This window comes from Alteribacter natronophilus, from assembly GCF_006007885.1.
Lineage (GTDB): Bacteria > Bacillota > Bacilli > Bacillales > Salisediminibacteriaceae > Alteribacter > Alteribacter natronophilus.
Genome location: NZ_VCRO01000005.1, coordinates 258,811 through 274,962 on the forward strand (window position 1 = coordinate 258,811; position 16,152 = coordinate 274,962).

Annotated in this window: 12 protein-coding genes and 2 riboswitches; of the genes, 4 read left to right on the forward strand and 8 right to left on the reverse strand. The window is 49.7% G+C overall.

Going from position 1 to position 16,152, the window contains the following annotated elements:
- Positions 1-193 precede the first annotated feature (193 nt).
- The 5 genes from FGB90_RS16335 to FGB90_RS16355 all read right to left on the reverse strand — a co-directional run bounded on the left by FGB90_RS16335 (position 194) and on the right by FGB90_RS16355 (position 5,950).
- Complete coding sequence (locus FGB90_RS16335) at positions 194-1,351, reverse strand: hypothetical protein (RefSeq protein ID WP_138811922.1); 1,158 nt, start codon at positions 1,349-1,351, stop codon at positions 194-196.
- Between the two features lie 22 nt (positions 1,352-1,373).
- On the reverse strand, positions 1,374-2,087 hold the full coding sequence (locus FGB90_RS16340; protein WP_138811923.1) for a M15 family metallopeptidase: 714 nt from the start codon (positions 2,085-2,087) through the stop codon (positions 1,374-1,376).
- 73 nt (positions 2,088-2,160) lie between these two features.
- The gene (locus tag FGB90_RS16345) at positions 2,161-3,360 is read right to left on the reverse strand and encodes a D-alanine--D-alanine ligase family protein (RefSeq protein ID WP_138811924.1); all 1,200 of its coding nucleotides are present in this window, start codon (positions 3,358-3,360) and stop codon (positions 2,161-2,163) included.
- 230 nt (positions 3,361-3,590) lie between these two features.
- On the reverse strand, positions 3,591-5,174 hold the full coding sequence (locus FGB90_RS16350; protein WP_138811925.1) for a UDP-N-acetylmuramoyl-tripeptide--D-alanyl-D-alanine ligase: 1,584 nt from the start codon (positions 5,172-5,174) through the stop codon (positions 3,591-3,593).
- Entirely contained in the window at positions 5,171-5,950 is a 780-nt protein-coding gene (locus tag FGB90_RS16355; protein WP_138811926.1) for an alpha/beta fold hydrolase, read from the reverse strand. Before FGB90_RS16355 ends, FGB90_RS16350 begins: the two co-directional genes overlap by 4 nt.
- A 503-nt stretch (positions 5,951-6,453) precedes the next feature.
- Positions 6,454-6,538: riboswitch (cyclic di-GMP riboswitch) on the forward strand.
- A 35-nt stretch (positions 6,539-6,573) separates the two neighbouring features.
- Here FGB90_RS16355 and FGB90_RS16360 point away from each other — a divergent pair.
- The 3 genes from FGB90_RS16360 to FGB90_RS16370 all read left to right on the forward strand — a co-directional run bounded on the left by FGB90_RS16360 (position 6,574) and on the right by FGB90_RS16370 (position 10,625).
- Positions 6,574-7,071 (forward strand): hypothetical protein, encoded by a 498-nt coding sequence (locus FGB90_RS16360; RefSeq protein ID WP_138811927.1) that lies wholly within the window; start codon positions 6,574-6,576, stop codon positions 7,069-7,071.
- A gap of 328 nt (positions 7,072-7,399) precedes the next feature.
- A riboswitch (SAM riboswitch) is annotated at positions 7,400-7,499 on the forward strand.
- A gap of 80 nt (positions 7,500-7,579) precedes the next feature.
- On the forward strand, positions 7,580-8,971 hold the full coding sequence (locus tag FGB90_RS16365) for an LLM class flavin-dependent oxidoreductase (protein ID WP_138811928.1): 1,392 nt from the start codon (positions 7,580-7,582) through the stop codon (positions 8,969-8,971).
- Positions 8,972-9,110: 139 nt separating this feature from the next.
- Positions 9,111-10,625, forward strand: a complete 1,515-nt coding sequence (locus tag FGB90_RS16370; RefSeq protein WP_138811929.1) for a sodium:solute symporter family transporter — start codon at positions 9,111-9,113, stop codon at positions 10,623-10,625.
- A gap of 63 nt (positions 10,626-10,688) precedes the next feature.
- Here FGB90_RS16370 and FGB90_RS16375 read toward each other — a convergent pair whose 3' ends face one another.
- From FGB90_RS16375 to FGB90_RS16385, 3 genes are all read right to left on the reverse strand, one after another.
- Positions 10,689-12,623, reverse strand: coding sequence for an endonuclease MutS2 (locus FGB90_RS16375; protein WP_138811930.1), 1,935 nt, complete (start codon positions 12,621-12,623; stop codon positions 10,689-10,691).
- Between the two features lie 420 nt (positions 12,624-13,043).
- On the reverse strand, positions 13,044-13,430 hold the full coding sequence (locus FGB90_RS16380) for a VOC family protein (RefSeq protein ID WP_138811931.1): 387 nt from the start codon (positions 13,428-13,430) through the stop codon (positions 13,044-13,046).
- 15 nt (positions 13,431-13,445) lie between these two features.
- Positions 13,446-13,937 (reverse strand): GyrI-like domain-containing protein, encoded by a 492-nt coding sequence (locus FGB90_RS16385; RefSeq protein ID WP_246056219.1) that lies wholly within the window; start codon positions 13,935-13,937, stop codon positions 13,446-13,448.
- 211 nt (positions 13,938-14,148) lie between these two features.
- On the opposite strand from FGB90_RS16385, the gene FGB90_RS16390 reads away from it, so the two are divergent.
- The gene (locus FGB90_RS16390; RefSeq protein ID WP_138811932.1) at positions 14,149-15,768 is read left to right on the forward strand and encodes an ABC1 kinase family protein; all 1,620 of its coding nucleotides are present in this window, start codon (positions 14,149-14,151) and stop codon (positions 15,766-15,768) included.
- Positions 15,769-16,152 lie beyond the last annotated feature (384 nt).

The window sequence follows — 16,152 nt, forward strand, 5'->3', positions numbered from 1 at the left end:
TCTCCAGAGCTTTCGTCTTTATTGGTTAGTTTCTGCTGTTTTATCCACAAAAATAACCCGGAACGCACAGCTCATGTGTTCCGGGAATCGGATTCGACCTATTTTAGCAGGAAAGGAAATTGACGCGCAATGTGTAATCATTCTTTCGTAATAGATGAAATGCTCTCAACTTACAGAAATTTTAAAGCCTGTTTTACGACGGCACGGCCTGCCTGGTGTTCTTCAGGGGCACGGCGCTGCCTGCAGCCGGCTTATCCCACGTAAATACGACACCGGAGCGCGGCATGACCCATTTGTCGAGCTCGATCTTGACGATGTTGTTCGGCAGGTAGGAGATTGCTTCGCTGTCATCGAAAAAAGGAATCGCCGTGAGCCTTGCATCGTTGTTGGAGTGGGTGAACAGAATATCCACGCGCTCCGTCGGCTCCGAGACGATGGCAATAAATTTTTTCTCAGACTTCAGCTGCGGCATCCGGAACTTGTAGCGGAATTTAAATTCAGTACCTACGATCTGCTCAATTACATCGCCGAAATGAAATTTCAGGTAGAACCCTTCGTCGGTGTTAATCACATCATAATCAAGTTCACAGTCGTTAAATTCAAACGAAAACCGGAGGAATTCCTTCACAAAGGCGGTCATGGTCTCATTACTGAACGTGCGCAGCTGTTCTGCGTGCCTCTCATCCACAAGAAAGTTCTCCCGGAAAAAGAACCCTTCATCGCCGAGGAGGTTTTCAAGTCCGCTTTCCTCGTATGAAAACCCTGCGCTGATCCGCTTCTTTTTCACGTCGTAATTGTTCATTGTCCTGGCAAACGACAGCTCCTCCTCCACCAGGTAGTAATCGTCCTGGGAAAAAGTGACCGCTTCCTCTCCCGCACCGAAATCGCAGTCCCACTCGCGGTTTTCAATGTAGGAAATGTGGTACCTGAAGTTTCTCCGGAAATTGTACACATGGTTCAGATACGGCGCCATCACCGTCTGGTAAAGCATGTTCCCTTCGGTCTCACCGAGGAGTGACTCGGTGGAACTGCGGATGAACTGCTTTTTTGACTCCGGGGTAAACTGCTCGAGCACTTCTTTCTCAAAGGTGAGTGCCTTGGTAATCGAGTCGGAGATTTCCTTGTTTTGATAGCTTTTCGTGAAGTGATCAAACAGAATGTTGAAGAGCACGAGTGGGATCATGACGCTGATCAGCGAGTTGATGATGCCCATATAGAGCGTCTCCCACGTAAAAATACCGAGAACGATGTTCAGAAAAACGACGACGACAAGCAGAAGAAAGACCACCCAGAAGAACAGCAGGCTGATGTTTTTATAGGACTTCGAAAGTTCGATATTGTGATTATTCAATTTTGCTCCCCCCTATTTTTGTTTATCCGCGGCGACCCGGCTCGCGGGCCAGGCCGTACCTTGCTTCATCGTGGCCTTTTGCGGCTGCCCACCACTGGTTCCCCCAGTCAAAATGCCACCACTCGTGTATGTAGTTTGTAAATCCGGCCCGGTGCATGGCGGTTACGAGCAGCCGCCGGTTGTCGCGGGCGGTCCGGTCCCGGTCGTCCGCCTGATCCGGATACTTCTCCAGGTACAGGGTGCCGGCACGGTCGGAAAAATCATCAAACGCTGTGCCCATATCCAGTTCCCCTTTAGGGCCTGAAAGGGTGAGGTCCACCGCTCCTCCCGTCATGTGGGTGGACGGCTCGTCCGGATCAGTGGAAGGCAGGCTGACGAATGTCTTCGTCCGCTCGACGATCTGTTCGGCCGACTCCTCCGGGTGCTCTGCCTCGAGCTTTTTCCGGAAATCATCGAACAGCGCTTTCTGCACGCCGAACGGGCGGTAGCCGTCCCAGACGATGATACTCAAGTGATCCGGTAAATATGTAAGGGCCTTAATCAGTTTTTCGGCGACACCTTTTCGCACCCAGCACTGATCCAGTGCACCTGTGACTCCGAATTCGCGGTACATGGGGCGTGATCGGAGCCTGGGCTCCTGGAGTGACTCGATGGCCACAAGTGGTTCGCTGTTTTCACGGATCGCGATCTGCTGCCAGCCTTTGTTTGTGTAGTTAATTTCGAGCGGATCATTCATGATGTTTCCTCCAGTCAATATATAAGTGAGGCGGCCTGCATCGCTGTGCCGGCCGCCTGAGGTGTGTGAGAATCTAGTTTTTGCTTCCTTTGAGGCCCCCGGAGTGGGAGCTGAACAGGTTCGAATCAATGGAAAACATCAGTTTTTCCCGCTCGCGCATGCGCTTGAGTGCCAGTTTGACGAGCTCGTCAGTTAGCTGGGTGAAGTCCTTGCCTGACGGGTCCCATAGGTAGAAGCTTAGGGAGCCCGGGATCGTGTTGATTTCGTTGATGTACACTTTGTTCTGATCCTGGTCGATGATGAAGTCGATCCGGGAGACGCCGTTACAGCCGAGCACCTGGAACGCTTTTTTGGCGATCGTCTGGATCTCTTCGGTCTGCTCGTCGCTGATTTCCGCCGGAATGATCCTGTTAGTGGACTCCATTCCTTTTGAAGCACCGCCGCCGTCTTTGGACGACCCGCCTCCGCTCTGGTATTTATCCTGGTAGGAAAGGAACTCGTCGCTGCCGAGCACTTCCTCGAGGACGGACGCTTCGGCGTTTTCATAGTCTCCAAGGACCGAGCAGTTCACTTCCTTCATGTTCGTGACCATACGCTCGACGACGATTTTGGTGGCAAACTCCGTTGCAAGCTCCACCGCTTCCTCGAGTTCTTCGAAGTTGGCGGCTTTGCTGATGCCGACAGACGAGCCGAGGTTTGCCGGTTTTACGATGACCGGATAGCCGAGCTCCGCTTCGACTTTCTGCCCAATGGCGTCGCGGTCTGCGAGCCACTGGGAGCTGTAGAACGACGTGTACTCAAGAATCGGAATGTCCCAGTCGCGGAAGATATGCTTCATGACGACTTTATCCATGCCCGTAGCGGATGAGAGCACGTCGCAGCCTACGTAAGGGATGTTGAGAAGCTCGAGGAACCCCTGGAGAATCCCGTCTTCCCCGTACGTGCCGTGGATGACCGGAAATGCCACGTCGATCTCGCCGACGGTCTTTTTGCCGAACTTCGGCTGGGGATCCTTCTGGAGATGGACCTTGCCCTCTGAGTCCCGGACGAGCTGGATTTTCTGGGCGTTCTCGAACAGTTCCTTCTGATCCTGGTAGTTGCTGATTTCAAGCAGGTTTTCACCGGTGTACCAGTCACGGTCTTTCGAAATGTAAAGAGGATAAACCTCGTATTTGTCTTTGTTCATGGCGTTGATGGCCTGAAGTGCAGAAATAACGGAAACTTCGTGTTCCACGCTCATGCCGCCGAAAATGACGCCGACTCTTGTCTTCATAGTGGGGTGCCTCCTTATGATCTCTATGTAACAGTCCCCGCCGCTATGGGCGGGGTGTGGTCGTGTGTGATATGAATGTTTTTTCCAAATGCGGGTTGGGCTAATTCGGATTAATTCTAACGTTTCTCGCATTAATTCTTACGTTTCTCACAGTAATTCTAACTGATTTCGCAGTAATTCTAACTGATTTTGAATTTATTCTAACTGATTTTTTTATGGCGCCTGCAAACCTACCCGTTGTAGTTATCAGGCAGGTCGTTTTCGAGAAGTACGACCATTTTCCGGGTGGCCAGTTCGTGCATTTTTGCCAGGCCGTCGTTCAGATCGCGGGCGACGTACGTCTGCGCTTCCGGATAGCCGGCTTCCTTCAGGCCGTCCTGCAACGGCTTTGTCTGGCGTTCGCCCACGAGAATGATGAAGTCGCACTTGCCGGCGGCGTGCATGGCAAGTTCTTTGTTGAGCTCGTATTCCTTTTCGCCGAGCTCGATCATACCCGGCGTGATGAGCACTTTGTATTCATCCATCTGGCCGAGAACGTCCACAGCCATGCGGGCGCCTTTCGGGTTGGAGTTGAAGCTGTCATCGAGAATCGTAATGTTCCCCTGTGGTTTCTTCAGTTCCAGACGGTGTTTAACCGGCGGCATGTTTTTGATCGGTGTCTTCATTTTTTCAAGGGAGAGCCCGAGCTCGCGGCCGACGGCAATCCCTGCAAGTGTGTTGTAAATGTTGTGCTCACCGAGAAGCTTCGTCGTGTACGTCTCGCTTCCGCCGCCTTTTTCCTCGACGGTGAACGTCATTCCGCTGGACGTGTAGGTGATGTCTTTTGCCTTGAAATCCACATCGTCACTGTGGATGCCGTAGTAGACTTTTCGGCACTGGTTTTTCGGTGTGTAGCTCATAATGTTTTCGTCGTCCTTGTTCAGGATGCCGAGGCCGTCTTCCGGCAGGCTTTCAATGATTTCATATTTCGTTTTCTGCACGGTTTCGATCGTTTTAAACGTCTCCAGGTGCTGCGGTCCGATGGACGTGAGAATCCCGATCCGCTGGTGGACGAGATCGCAGATTTCCTGAATATCGCCTTTCTGCTTTGCACCCATCTCGGCAATGAACACATCATGATACGGCTTTAAATAGCCTCTGACAGTCTTCGTGACGCCGAGCTTCGTGTTGTAGCTCTCAGGCGTCATGAGAACGTTCAGCTCGCTTGAAAGAATCGCCTGGAGAAAGTGCTTCGTACTCGTTTTCCCGTAGCTTCCGGTGATCCCGACCACGTTCAGGTCGCGGGATTCCTGGATCATGCTTTCAGCTTCATTGAAGTACTTATTGTTGATGCTTTTTTCAATTGGTCGGTTGACGGTGTTCGCCACGATAATAACGAAAAAGCCGAGCACGTAGACAATGAGCAGCAAGATTGCGGCAAGAGCCGGCTGTTCGGCTACGATCCCGACAACACCCGAAGCGGCGGCAAAAATCGCGAGCACGATGGCTGCCGTTGTGAGCATCCGTTTCACGCGCGGCGTGAGTACAAGCTTTTTCTTCTGCTGCTCTTCTTTGCTCATGAAAAACAGAGCGGCAAAACCGACCACGAGGAGAACGAGTCCGACTGTTTCAAACCCGAGCAGGACTAGCGCTGCCGGAATCGCCAGCAGGTAGTCCCGGACCTGGAAGGCTTTTCGGGTATTGCGGTTGATCCATCGCATGTACCGTTCGTTCCGGTACGAGTTGAGCTGAAGCATGTGCACGCTCCGCATCAGTTTTTTGGACATGGCAAGCCCCCAGGCGGCAATGAGGGCGATTAAGAGTATTTGAATCATTTTTGTGGCTCCCCTTTATCTTTTTCAAGAAATTTATCCACGATCACGTTGAACTGGTTCAGCTGGTCAAGAAACACATAGTGTCCGGCGTTTTTCAGCACCACAAGTCCCGCATCCGGCATGAGCTCTTCCATGCGCTTTCCGTCTGCAACAGGTGTAGCGGTGTCGTTTTCCCCGTAAATGAGAAGAACGGGTACATCCACGTCAGGCATGAGGTGCTGCAGGTCTTCGTTCACGACTTTTACCATCGTCTGCTGCATCACTCCCGAAGCCTGGCGGTAGTCCGCCGACCCGGTGCGTCCTTTAATTTTCGCCAGGATCTCTTCCCGGTACTTATTGAGAACCGGCAGGCGGAGCACCTGTTTCGCCGTTTTATAAAAATAGACTTTCACGTAGTAGTTGAGCTTCCGCTTCGGTTTGATCCCTGCACTGCCGGCCAGGATCAGCTTTTTCGCTTTTTTATATTTGGAGGCGTATACGATCGACACCCGTCCGCCGAACGAGTGACCGATTAGAATCGGATTTTCGATTCCGAGTTCGTCGATGAACTGGGCGAGCACCTCGGTGTAGTCGTCCACTCCCCACTGCTCAGGCGGCTCGTCGCTCTCTCCGAAACCGGGAAAATCAACCGAGTAAACTTTGAAATTACGCTCGAGAAATTTATGAACAGGCGTGAACGACTTCGAGTCCACACCCCATCCGTGAAGTAAAATGACAGGCTCACCTTCGCCTGAAACCGTATAGTGAAGCGCCCCGTGGGCGAGATTGATCTTCATGCACCAGAACCCCTCTATGTCTATGTAGTCGTATCTGTTCGTTTCAGTACCAGTTCATACTATTCGCTCCTTCGGCACGGCAAACGACCGCCGGCCGGCAGAACATCCCCTTTATTTTATCATATGTACGGCCGCTTAAAGGATATTCAGATAATAAAATTTCAGCCTGGCCATCTCACGTTTATTCTGTCGCTGCCGGTGTAACCAGGGTTACACCGGCCTGCCGAATGGGTACTTAGTAATACATACCACTCGAGTGATACTGACAAACTTCGGAAATCAGACATTAGTGTTTTTTTACGGAAGCAGTCCTTGGCAGGTATCGATCACCCGTTTTATTGTGCTCGAAACGGTGTCTACAATCTGCCGGACAAGTAGACATCCGTGTTTAAAAATGTCGTAAATATTTGCTTTCCAATTTTGCACAGCCGACCTATAATTCAAGCTAAGGACAACGCACCGACATTCATAGTGGCCACTGAAAATGGAAACGCAGCGTCCCGGCATATCAGGGAAGCAATGAAATACAGTCCTCACTTGGACACCTTGGACTGTATGGAGCTGGTGGTGTAACCGGCCCTCTTGGAAGTACAATTTCACATAATCTAAGAGGAGAGTTGAACATGAAGAAAATTCTTGCTGGGGTAACTTCAGGCGTATTAGCCATGACTATTTTTGCAGGTGCTGCAGGTGCAGAGGTCACGTATGATTTTGACAAAAAGGAAGGGTTTGTTCCTAAAGGGGACGTCCAGTCTGCCTTGGGGTTAAATAACAAGCAATTCCAGGATGATGCATATAATTTTGAATTCATGCATGAGACTGTTGATACTTATGAGATTATTGTGACATGGACTACAGGTGAAGGTACCAAAGGAGAAAAGGCTCACATTGTCGAGCATAAAAGAGAATCGAGTGTAACAAGTGAAGTGGCCTCTGAGCCAAGAAAGAAAAACCAGCAGGTAACAGGCTTCACACTAGGTGCCCTTGAAAGCTCCGTTTCAGACAAGAATATTCCTGCAGTTGGGGATTACTTCCCCGGCAATTCCGGGCACAAAGTAACTTCAGTAGAGCTCGTTTCCAGCGATAGTTATTGGACTGTAGACGACGTACGGCTTAAATAAGATCAACCGAACAAGCACTATTCAAATACCACTCATACAAAAAGACCGCTACTCACCGGAGTAACGGTCTTTTCTGTTTATAAATCCAGGTTCCATAAAGCAAAATGCCTTACTGATGCGGCGGTACCCCCTTCCAGGCTTTCCTTACGCCACTGGTTGGTTCACAGGTCTTTTGCTCTATCAATGAAGGCTGAGACGGGCATTCAATCACACTCACAAGTCAAATGTACCAGTTTCCCATTTATAAAAATAATTTTCATTTTAATGTTGACTTATCTAATCAGAAAAGTTAGAGTTTTCACCAAGATCAAAAATTTCATATGATTTACTCTTATCCAGAGTGGTGGAGGGACTGGCCCGATGAAACCCGGCAACCTGATTACAAGGTGCTAATTCCTGTCTGACAGATATGTCAGGCAAGATAAGAGAGACAAATCTGTTTATTTGCCTCTCTTATTCCTAAGAGAGGCTTTTTTGGTTTCACAAAACTTTTAGCGGAGGAATGAACATGACAAAAAAGAGAATTTTTCTGAATGCATTTGATATGCACTGTGCCGGTCATCAATCACCTGGTGTCTGGACCCACCCTGAGGACGAGTCTCATCGGTTTAATGATCTGAGCTACTGGACCGACCTGGCTAAAACGCTGGAGGACGGCGGATTTGACGGTATTTTCTTTGCAGATGTACTCGGAACCTACGATGTGTATAACAGCAGCCGGGAAGCTGCAGTCACTAATGGCGTCCAGGTGCCGGTAAACGATCCTCTCCTTGCCATTTCTGCCATGGCCCACGTGACTGAACACCTCGGTTTTGGCGTAACGTATTCGGTAACCTACGAGCACCCTTATATTCTAGCAAGGAGATTATCCACGCTGGATCATCTAACAAACGGCCGGATCGGATGGAACATTGTGACCTCCTACCTTGACAGTGCAGCGATAAACCTTGGGTTCAGTGAACAGCTCAAGCATGATCAGAGGTATGAAATTGCAGAAGAATACCTGGAAGTCTGTTACAAACTCTGGGAAGGCAGCTGGGAAGAGGATGCGGTTGTAAGGGACAAAGAACGAAAGGTGTACACTGACCACTCAAAGGTGCACGATATCCGCCATGAAGGTAAGCATTTTACCGTACCCGGCCCCCACCTCTGTGAACCCTCTCCTCAGCGTACACCGGTTCTTTATCAGGCCGGCGCGTCACCAAGAGGACGTCAATTTGCCTCAAGACATGCAGAATGTGTGTTTACAGCCGGACCTTCAGTCGAAATTGTAAAAAACTACGTAAAAGACCTGAGGAGCCGCGTAACCGCCCACGGAAGAAACGAAGAAGATGTGCGCGTATTAAGTATTCTCACCCCGATCGTTGGAAAAACGGAAGAAGAGGCACAGGCTAAATACCAGTCGATCCTGGAACATGTGAGTTATGAAGGATCCCTCGCCCTTCTGAGCGGATGGACCGGAATTGATTTTTCCCAGTACAATCCGGATGAAAATCTAAAACACGTCAACAGCAATGCCATCCAGTCTGCTGTGGATATTTTTACAAAAGCAGACCCGGACAGAACCTGGACGCTCAGGGAAGTGGCCAACTACGTTGGTGTTGGCGGGAGAGGGCCGGTTATTGTGGGAACACCTGAACAGGTGGCAGACGAAATGGAACGATGGATCAAAGAAGCAGATGTGGACGGATTCAATATTCCATATACAGTCGCACCGGGAACCTTTCATGACTTTGCCGAACTGGTCGTCCCTGAACTCCGGAAACGCGGTCTTCTGCCGCCACAGGAATCCAGACAGAAAACGTACAGGGAAAATCTGTTTGGTGAAGGTAACTCACGCCTCCCTTCAAGCCATCCCTCACATACATGGAAAGAACTTAGCAGAGGGCTCGTTACTTAAGTTTTAGCAGAAGGAGGCGACAGAGATGTTTCTCATATACGCGATCGGCCTGATTGTTTTCTGGGCAGCAGGACTCGTGATCTGGAACAGAATGTATCCCAGGAAATCATAATTCTTTTAGAAAGGTGGCAGATTCCCAATGGAGAGTCTTTCAGGCTTTTATATCTGGCTCGTAGCGTTACTGATTATGGTTTATTTTATTTTCGTTGTCTGGATCGGCAGGAAAGGGTTGAAAGTCAGCAGAAAGATGGGCGGGTTTGCCACAGCGAGAGGTCAGGTAAGTCCCTGGCTGGTCGGGGCAAGCTTTGGGGCAAGCTTCGCCAGTGCCAACCTCTTTATCGGAGTACCCGGGTGGGCTTATACATACGGCGTTTCCGTTTTATGGTGGACTCTTGGGGCGTTTGGGGTCACCTGGATCGGTCTCCTTTTCTTCGCGAAGCGGTTCTGGATACAGGCCCAGCAAAGCAGGGAAGTACATACGCTCCCCCAGTGGCTTGGAAAAAGATACAGCAGCCGGCTGATTCAGATTGTCGTGTCCCTTCTCATCCTGTTCAATATTTACTATATTGTCGGGCAGAATGTCGGCCTTGCTACCCTCGCTGAAACTGTACTGGGCTCCCCGTATCTTCTGGGTATTGTGCTCGGTGTTCTGATTACAGTTTTGTATATCGGCATGGGCGGAGCCTATGCACAAATCGTAACCGATGGCATTCAGGGAATCTTCATGTCTGCTGCTTCCCTCGTAATCTTTGTTTCTTTACTCTGGACGATCGGTGGCGGCTGGTCCGTATTCGGTAATCTCCAGACGCAGTTATCCGGCATAGACCCCGCTCTGACTTCCCTCTTTTCCGATGGGTGCCCTTTCTACAGCGTATTTGCCATATTGAGTGTGCAGTGGCTGATGTTCAGCTTCGTACTTCTGCCAAACCTCAGTAACAAAACCTTATCCATAAAAGAAGAAAAAGACTTGAGGCCTTTTACACTCTCTGCGGGACTGACGCTTTTCTTTGTTTCCACTTTCGCTGTCTTTGGAGGTCTGGCTGCAAGAGTGCTCGTTCCTAATCTTGCTGTTGCGGACCAGGCCATTGGCGTCTACATGCTGGAAGCCTTCTCACCGCTTATTGTCGTACTCCTTGTGACGGCCTTTATTTCTGTCATTCTCTCTACTACAGACAGCCTTTACCTGGGCATTACATCAAGCATTGGGAACGATTTATATAAAAACGGGTTAGCGCCTCTGATTCACAGACACAACCCCCTCTCTAACGAGGAACTTGATCAGAAAGCAGTACAGGCATCCCGAATCTCACTGATCTTTATTGCAGCAATTACACTTTATTTATCTATAGACAGGCCCGCTTCCCTGACAATGCTCACTCAGTTTGGTATCTCAGCTATCATAAGCGGGGTGGTGGCGCCTGTAACACTGGGATACTTCTGGAGCCGTGCCAACCGCAAAGGGGCCATCGCATCCATATTGTCAGGCACAGGGTGTTACATGCTGATTCAGATCACAGGCCTTGTACCCAGTGTCTTTGAATCTCTCGTCTTTGGATCTCTGGCAGGCTTTTCAGCCATGATCCTCTTCTCCCTCCTGACCCGCACAGAAGAGATGGAAGAAAACTACCGTTATATTAAAAAACAAGCTTCATAAGCCGCGCTGAAAAAGAAACCCGTGCTCATAAAAGCACGGGTTTCTTCTATAATATATACTCTCTTACTCCTCTTCCCACAGCACCGTCCCTTCTTCATGCTTCCTCTCGATCACCCGCTTCGTTTTCCTGTACGCCACTGACTTGAAGATGATATCGAAATCATAGTCGGGCGGGTACAGTTCGCTGGCCGGAATATGAAGTTTGAGACGTTTGTGATTAATCTGCTGTTTTTCCCCTTTGATCTGGACAATGTAGTTTCCCATCTCATCAGGCCCTTTATAGACAATCCCCACGGTGCCGTGCGGGAACACCGTGACGTTATCGCCCTGGCTGAACTGGGGGATTGGAGGCTGCTCCTTCTTTTTCCGCCTTTTATCCTGATATTTATCCACAGACATCTGTAGATCGTACTTTTGTTTCTGAGCCTGTGACATATTTTCCGGTTCGGCAAACGTCTTCTTCCCTGCAGGGCTGCCGCTCAAATCCTGCGCGCGGCCGATCAGCTGCGGATGCAGACCGAGCTTATAGGCGATTTCAAACGCCTGACTGTTTCCTGTTTCACCGAGCACAAGCCGGTAAGTAGGCTGCAGCGTTTCCACGTCAAAAGCCATCGATCCGTTAATGATTCCATCGGTGTGATCGGCCAGCGCTTTAAGTTCCCGGTAATGAGTCGTCGCCAACGTCACGGTTCCTTTTGCAAAAAGCTGTTCGATGATCACCTGCGCCAGGGCCATCCCTTCGTTCGGGTCGGTGCCGGAGCCCAGTTCATCGACGAGCACGAGGGTGTTTGTATCCGCTTCTTCAAGGATCCGGATAATGTTTGTCATCCGGGAGCTGAAAGTACTCAGGTTCTGTTCAATACTCTGCCCGTCGCCGATATCAACAAAGACGTTCCGGAAAACGTGGAGACTCGTCTTTTCCCCCGCCGGAACGAGAAGTCCGGTCTGGGCCATTAAAGTAAGCAGTCCGGCTGTTTTCAGCGTGACAGTTTTCCCGCCGGTGTTCGGTCCGGTAATGATGAGCGTCCGGTCTCTGTTTCCAAGGGGCAGCGTCAAAGGCACGGCCTGTTCACCGAGGAGCGGGTGACGGGCCGCATCCAGGTGAATGACAAAATCCTCGTTAAGGTCCGGTACGATTCCGTCAATCGAACGGCCGTATTTGGCTTTTGCAAAAATGACGTCGTAATGGTGCACGGTTTCCATTGCCACATTCAGATCCTGCTCCTTTTCAAGTACAAGAGCCGTCAGTGTGTAGAGAATCCGTTCCACTTCCTGTTCCTCTTCTGCGGCTAGTCGATTCAGCTCCTCGTAAAGCCTCCCTACTTCCTGAGGCTCCATAAACACTGTGGCACCTGAAGCGGAGGTATCGACAATCGTTCCATTTACTTTCGAGCGATACTGCTTTTTTACCGGTATCGTGTAGCGTCCGTTTTTCTCCACCACCATGTGATCCTGCAGATAGGCTGCCAGTTTTTTCGAGCTGCACATGGCTTCCGCTTTTTCCTTCACCTCTGTCTGCCTGATTTTCACGTGCCGCCTGAGATCGGCAAGCTCCGGTGAAGCGTGGTCATCGATCCGGCCGTTACGGAGACAGCGCCCGATTTCCTCTTCCGCATCCCGGAGATCCCCGATCGCGTGCACGTAGTTCGCCACGTTAGGTGCCACTGACACTTTATCTTTCATAAATGTTTTCAGTTTGCGGCAATGTTCGAGAAAGGACAGTACCCGCTGGAGCTGGGCCGGCTGGAGGAAAAGACCTTTTTTCGCCTGTTCAATGTAAGCTGTAACTTCGTCGATGGCGTGGAGCGGGATGCTCGAACTGATCTCAAGAATCCGGACGGCTTCCTTCACTTCCTGAAGCATGTGGTGGATCTGTTTTTTCACGGTTCGCGGTTCGCTGGCAAGTATAGTCCGTTTTGCCCGTTCAGTATGGGCAAATGAAGCGACCGTATTTAAAATACGCTCATAGTCGAGCTGCTGTAAGGATGTTTTATTCATGACGATGATCGTCCTTTCTTTTATAAAGAGTTCTATTCATTAATAGGGTCGTGCCAGGGAGTCCTGCCCCCGCCTCAATCAGGGGGTTCTATAAAAATGTACACAAAAAAGCACCTCAAGCAAGTCGCTTGAGGCGCTGGGCCGCCCTTCACGTAAACAGACACACCTGTGCAAAAGGACAGACGGGTGCTGTTATGACTGCTTGGTTCCTAACTGGTACGAAAGGTACGTCAAATAAACCGGCTTCCTGGCCGATTTTTTACCTTTTCGCACGTATCCGGTTACGGATTAGTTAGAAACACTCACACTCATAAAACATACTCCTTTTCACACCGTCTGCCGGTGTTTACGTAAAGCTTTTGTGTACTGCTTAAATTGTATGCAGATTTCCTGACTTTGTCAATGTGAGACTTTCCCTGCTCACCTCAAAGCTTCGCAGACCATCAGTCTGTTTCCTTCCGGATCCTCGATGCCAAAGAAACGGACGCCGTTCCCGCCTTCAATACCGGAAGTAATCGTGACGTTTTTTCTTTTCAGGTCATCGAATGTTTCTTCAATATCATCAGTATCAAAGTAAAAAAGATGATTGGGGCTTGGACTTAGTTCGTCACGGTGCATGCTGTCGAGGATCAGATCCGTTTTTCCCATCGAGAGGGAATAGATGGTCCTTATATCTTCAGGTGTTTCCCGGGTGAAGGCATCGTCCGCGGGAAGATCGAGAAGCTCCCTGTACCAGCTGACAGCCCGGGGCATGTTTTTCACCATCACAAAGACACCGCCGATATGGGACTTAACCGGAGATTTCACAGCATTGCCTCCTTTTTAGTTTTTTTCTGATTCTTCCAGAGGAATGAGAATCTCGACAGGCTCCTCTCCGCCTTCTTCCTGAAAATAATAAATCTCCACCGGAAATGACTCGGCAAACCACTTCTGCTTCAGACTGTTTTCCTCCATGAAAGCAAAGACCTTTTCGTAGCCCTGGCTCACGCTTTTGGTTGTACACGAGGCTTTGGCGTACTTCGCCTTCGGAATCTTAAAGCCCACCATTCCCTCGGGGATCTGATCAAGATCGGTTACTTCCAGGCACGCAAAGTACGTGGCCATAATGTCATTGCACATGTAGGGGCTGAACATGACTTCCTTATTAACGGCATTACCGATCCGGTCTCTCTTTTCCCCGAACGACATCTGGACATTGATCGCAGCATCCGGGAACGCATCCGGAAAATTAACTGTGACACTTTCTCCAACAAGTAAAAACTCCCGCTCCACAACCTCACAATCAGTCGACATTGTCTGCTGATTTTCAATCATGGGAATCACCATCCTCACTGCAATAATTTTTTCCATCTACATACAGTATATACGAACTTACGTTCCGGTCAATAAGTTGACTGAAGATTACATATTCTTTTTTGGGAATTATCCATGGCCCGGGCCCGAGGTACACTCCTCCTCCCGCTCTCATATCAGTCAGGAAATATATGCTAAACTAACGATAACAACGGAATTGCAGGAGGAACCCATGAAATTGAAAAGCAGACCGAAACGGATGGGAAAAGTGCTGGGACTTGCCATCAGTATTTTTATACAGATTTACTGGTACAAGTGGACGCGGAAATCAGAAGCACAATGGACCGTACTCTGGGAGAACAGCGGAAAAAAAGTCCGTGATACGCTGTTTGAACTGGAGGGCCTCCTTATTAAGGCAGGACAGTTTCTAAGTATACGTGCTGACCTCCTTCCCGGCCCATTTATCGCTCAGATCCGCGACCTTACCGATCAGGTTCCCTCTTCCGAGTGGGCAGCAGTAAAGAATGTTCTGGAAAGGGAATGGGGCTGCTCTGTGGAAAATCGCCTGCAGCAGGTAGAGAAAAAGGCTGTGGCTTCGGCTTCCATAGGCGAAGTGTATAAAGGGCTGCTTAAAAACGGGGACGAGGTTGCGGTAAAAGTCAGGCGGCCGGGCATTGACTCGGTTGTGGAAACGGATTTCCGTATACTTCGGATCCTTATGTGGATGGCTGCCCGATTTGCTCCGGTCCCGAAAGGCTTTATCGACTTTCCGCTACTTTACGGAGAACTGCGGCAGGTCATTGAACAGGAACTCGATTTAACATCAGAAAAAGAGACGCTTCTTTCATTCAGAGAGCGTTTCAGGGAATCCGGGGATGTCATCATTCCAGACGTGCACGAAGAACTCTGTACTGATCAGGTGATCGTAATGGAATGGCTGGACGGTGTGAAGTTGTCTGATGCTCATGCATTGGCTGAAGCCGGCATTGAATCCGATGACCTCGCCGGCAGGCTGCTGGACGTTTTTCTGCCCCAATGGCTCGAACCCGGTCTTTTTCATGCAGATCCCCATGGAGGAAACGTACTCGTATCCGAGTCCGGAAAAATCATTCTTCTGGATTTTGGAATGTATGGGGAAATATCAGAGCGGGATGCTGAGGCTTTTCAGAGTCTCATCGGGGCACTTCTGGCTAAAGATTACAAAAAAGCCGCCCTCTCACTCCGGGAGCTCGGGTTTCTTCAAAAGGATGCAAACTCCTCTGTTATTGAAGATGTCCTGGCCGAGCTGATGTCTTTTAAACCGGCGGAATTGAAGGGAAAGGATTTGCTCGCCATCAAGCTCGAACTGAACAGACGTATTCAATCACTCCCGATTCAGGTTCCTGCAAGATTTATATTTCTTGGAAGGTCGTTTATTACGATAGAGGGAACAATCAGATCTCTCGTACCCGAAGAGGAACTGATGGGGCTGATGAAGCCGGCTTTTATTAACTGGATCAACAGCCACGGAAACAGGAAATGGTTTTTCCTGTGGGAGTGGATCCAGTCACATCCGTTTTTCAGCCCCCTCCATCTTATAACCGGATTTCTGAAGACCCCGGAAAAACTGCAGCTAATTAAGGAAAATGAACAGAGGCGGCACTTCCACTTTACGTTGTATGAAAACCGGAAGAAGCAGTGGTTTCAGCTGTTTCTGCTGTCCCTTGCAGGTTCAGGTGCAGGTCTTTACGGAGAGCACACACTTCTTATGCAGATTTCCATTGCCACTGCTGCAGCGAGCGGCGCAGGTCTTCTTTACACCGGTGCAAAGCTGAGGGAATGGATGAACCGATGGCCAAACCACCCCGGATAAATAATTCTGCATAAGGCAGCGAAGAAAACGCTCCTCACAAAGAAGAAGAGGCTGGGACATAAGGAAAGTGTTTAGATTATAATCCGAACAATAAGCTGATAAGCGGATGAAATATTCGCCGACTCCTGCGGGAGGAAAAGCGCAGGTGAGACCCCGCAGGGCGAAGCACGCGGAGGCTCAGCCGCTTCCCGCGGAAAGCGGCGAATATTTCAGGAGCGATTTACTGCACCGCATATTGGTTGTTCGGATTTTCATCTATAAAAACACTTCTGTCCCAGCCTCTTCTTCTTACCTTTAGTCAAGGGTATGCCGTTAACTTCTTTTACTTTTTATTATTAGGTGGAGGTGGAAGGGGGACCCCTTCCACCTCCACCTGATTTTTCA

Bases quoted from the DNA above. Each gene is read 5' to 3' on its own strand.
- FGB90_RS16340 (WP_138811923.1), bottom strand. From the start codon at position 2,087: ATGAATGATCCGCTCGAAATTAACTACACAAACAAAGGCTGGCAGCAG.
- FGB90_RS16345 (WP_138811924.1), bottom strand. From the start codon at position 3,360: ATGAAGACAAGAGTCGGCGTCATTTTCGGCGGCATGAGCGTGGAACAC.
- FGB90_RS16350 (WP_138811925.1), bottom strand. From the start codon at position 5,174: ATGATTCAAATACTCTTAATCGCCCTCATTGCCGCCTGGGGGCTTGCC.
- FGB90_RS16355 (WP_138811926.1), bottom strand. From the start codon at position 5,950: ATGAAGATCAATCTCGCCCACGGGGCGCTTCACTATACGGTTTCAGGC.
- FGB90_RS16360 (WP_138811927.1), top strand. From the start codon at position 6,574: ATGAAGAAAATTCTTGCTGGGGTAACTTCAGGCGTATTAGCCATGACT.
- FGB90_RS16365 (WP_138811928.1), top strand. From the start codon at position 7,580: ATGACAAAAAAGAGAATTTTTCTGAATGCATTTGATATGCACTGTGCC.
- FGB90_RS16370 (WP_138811929.1), top strand. From the start codon at position 9,111: ATGGAGAGTCTTTCAGGCTTTTATATCTGGCTCGTAGCGTTACTGATT.
- FGB90_RS16375 (WP_138811930.1), bottom strand. From the start codon at position 12,623: ATGAATAAAACATCCTTACAGCAGCTCGACTATGAGCGTATTTTAAAT.
- FGB90_RS16385 (WP_246056219.1), bottom strand. From the start codon at position 13,937: ATGATTGAAAATCAGCAGACAATGTCGACTGATTGTGAGGTTGTGGAG.
- FGB90_RS16390 (WP_138811932.1), top strand. From the start codon at position 14,149: ATGAAATTGAAAAGCAGACCGAAACGGATGGGAAAAGTGCTGGGACTT.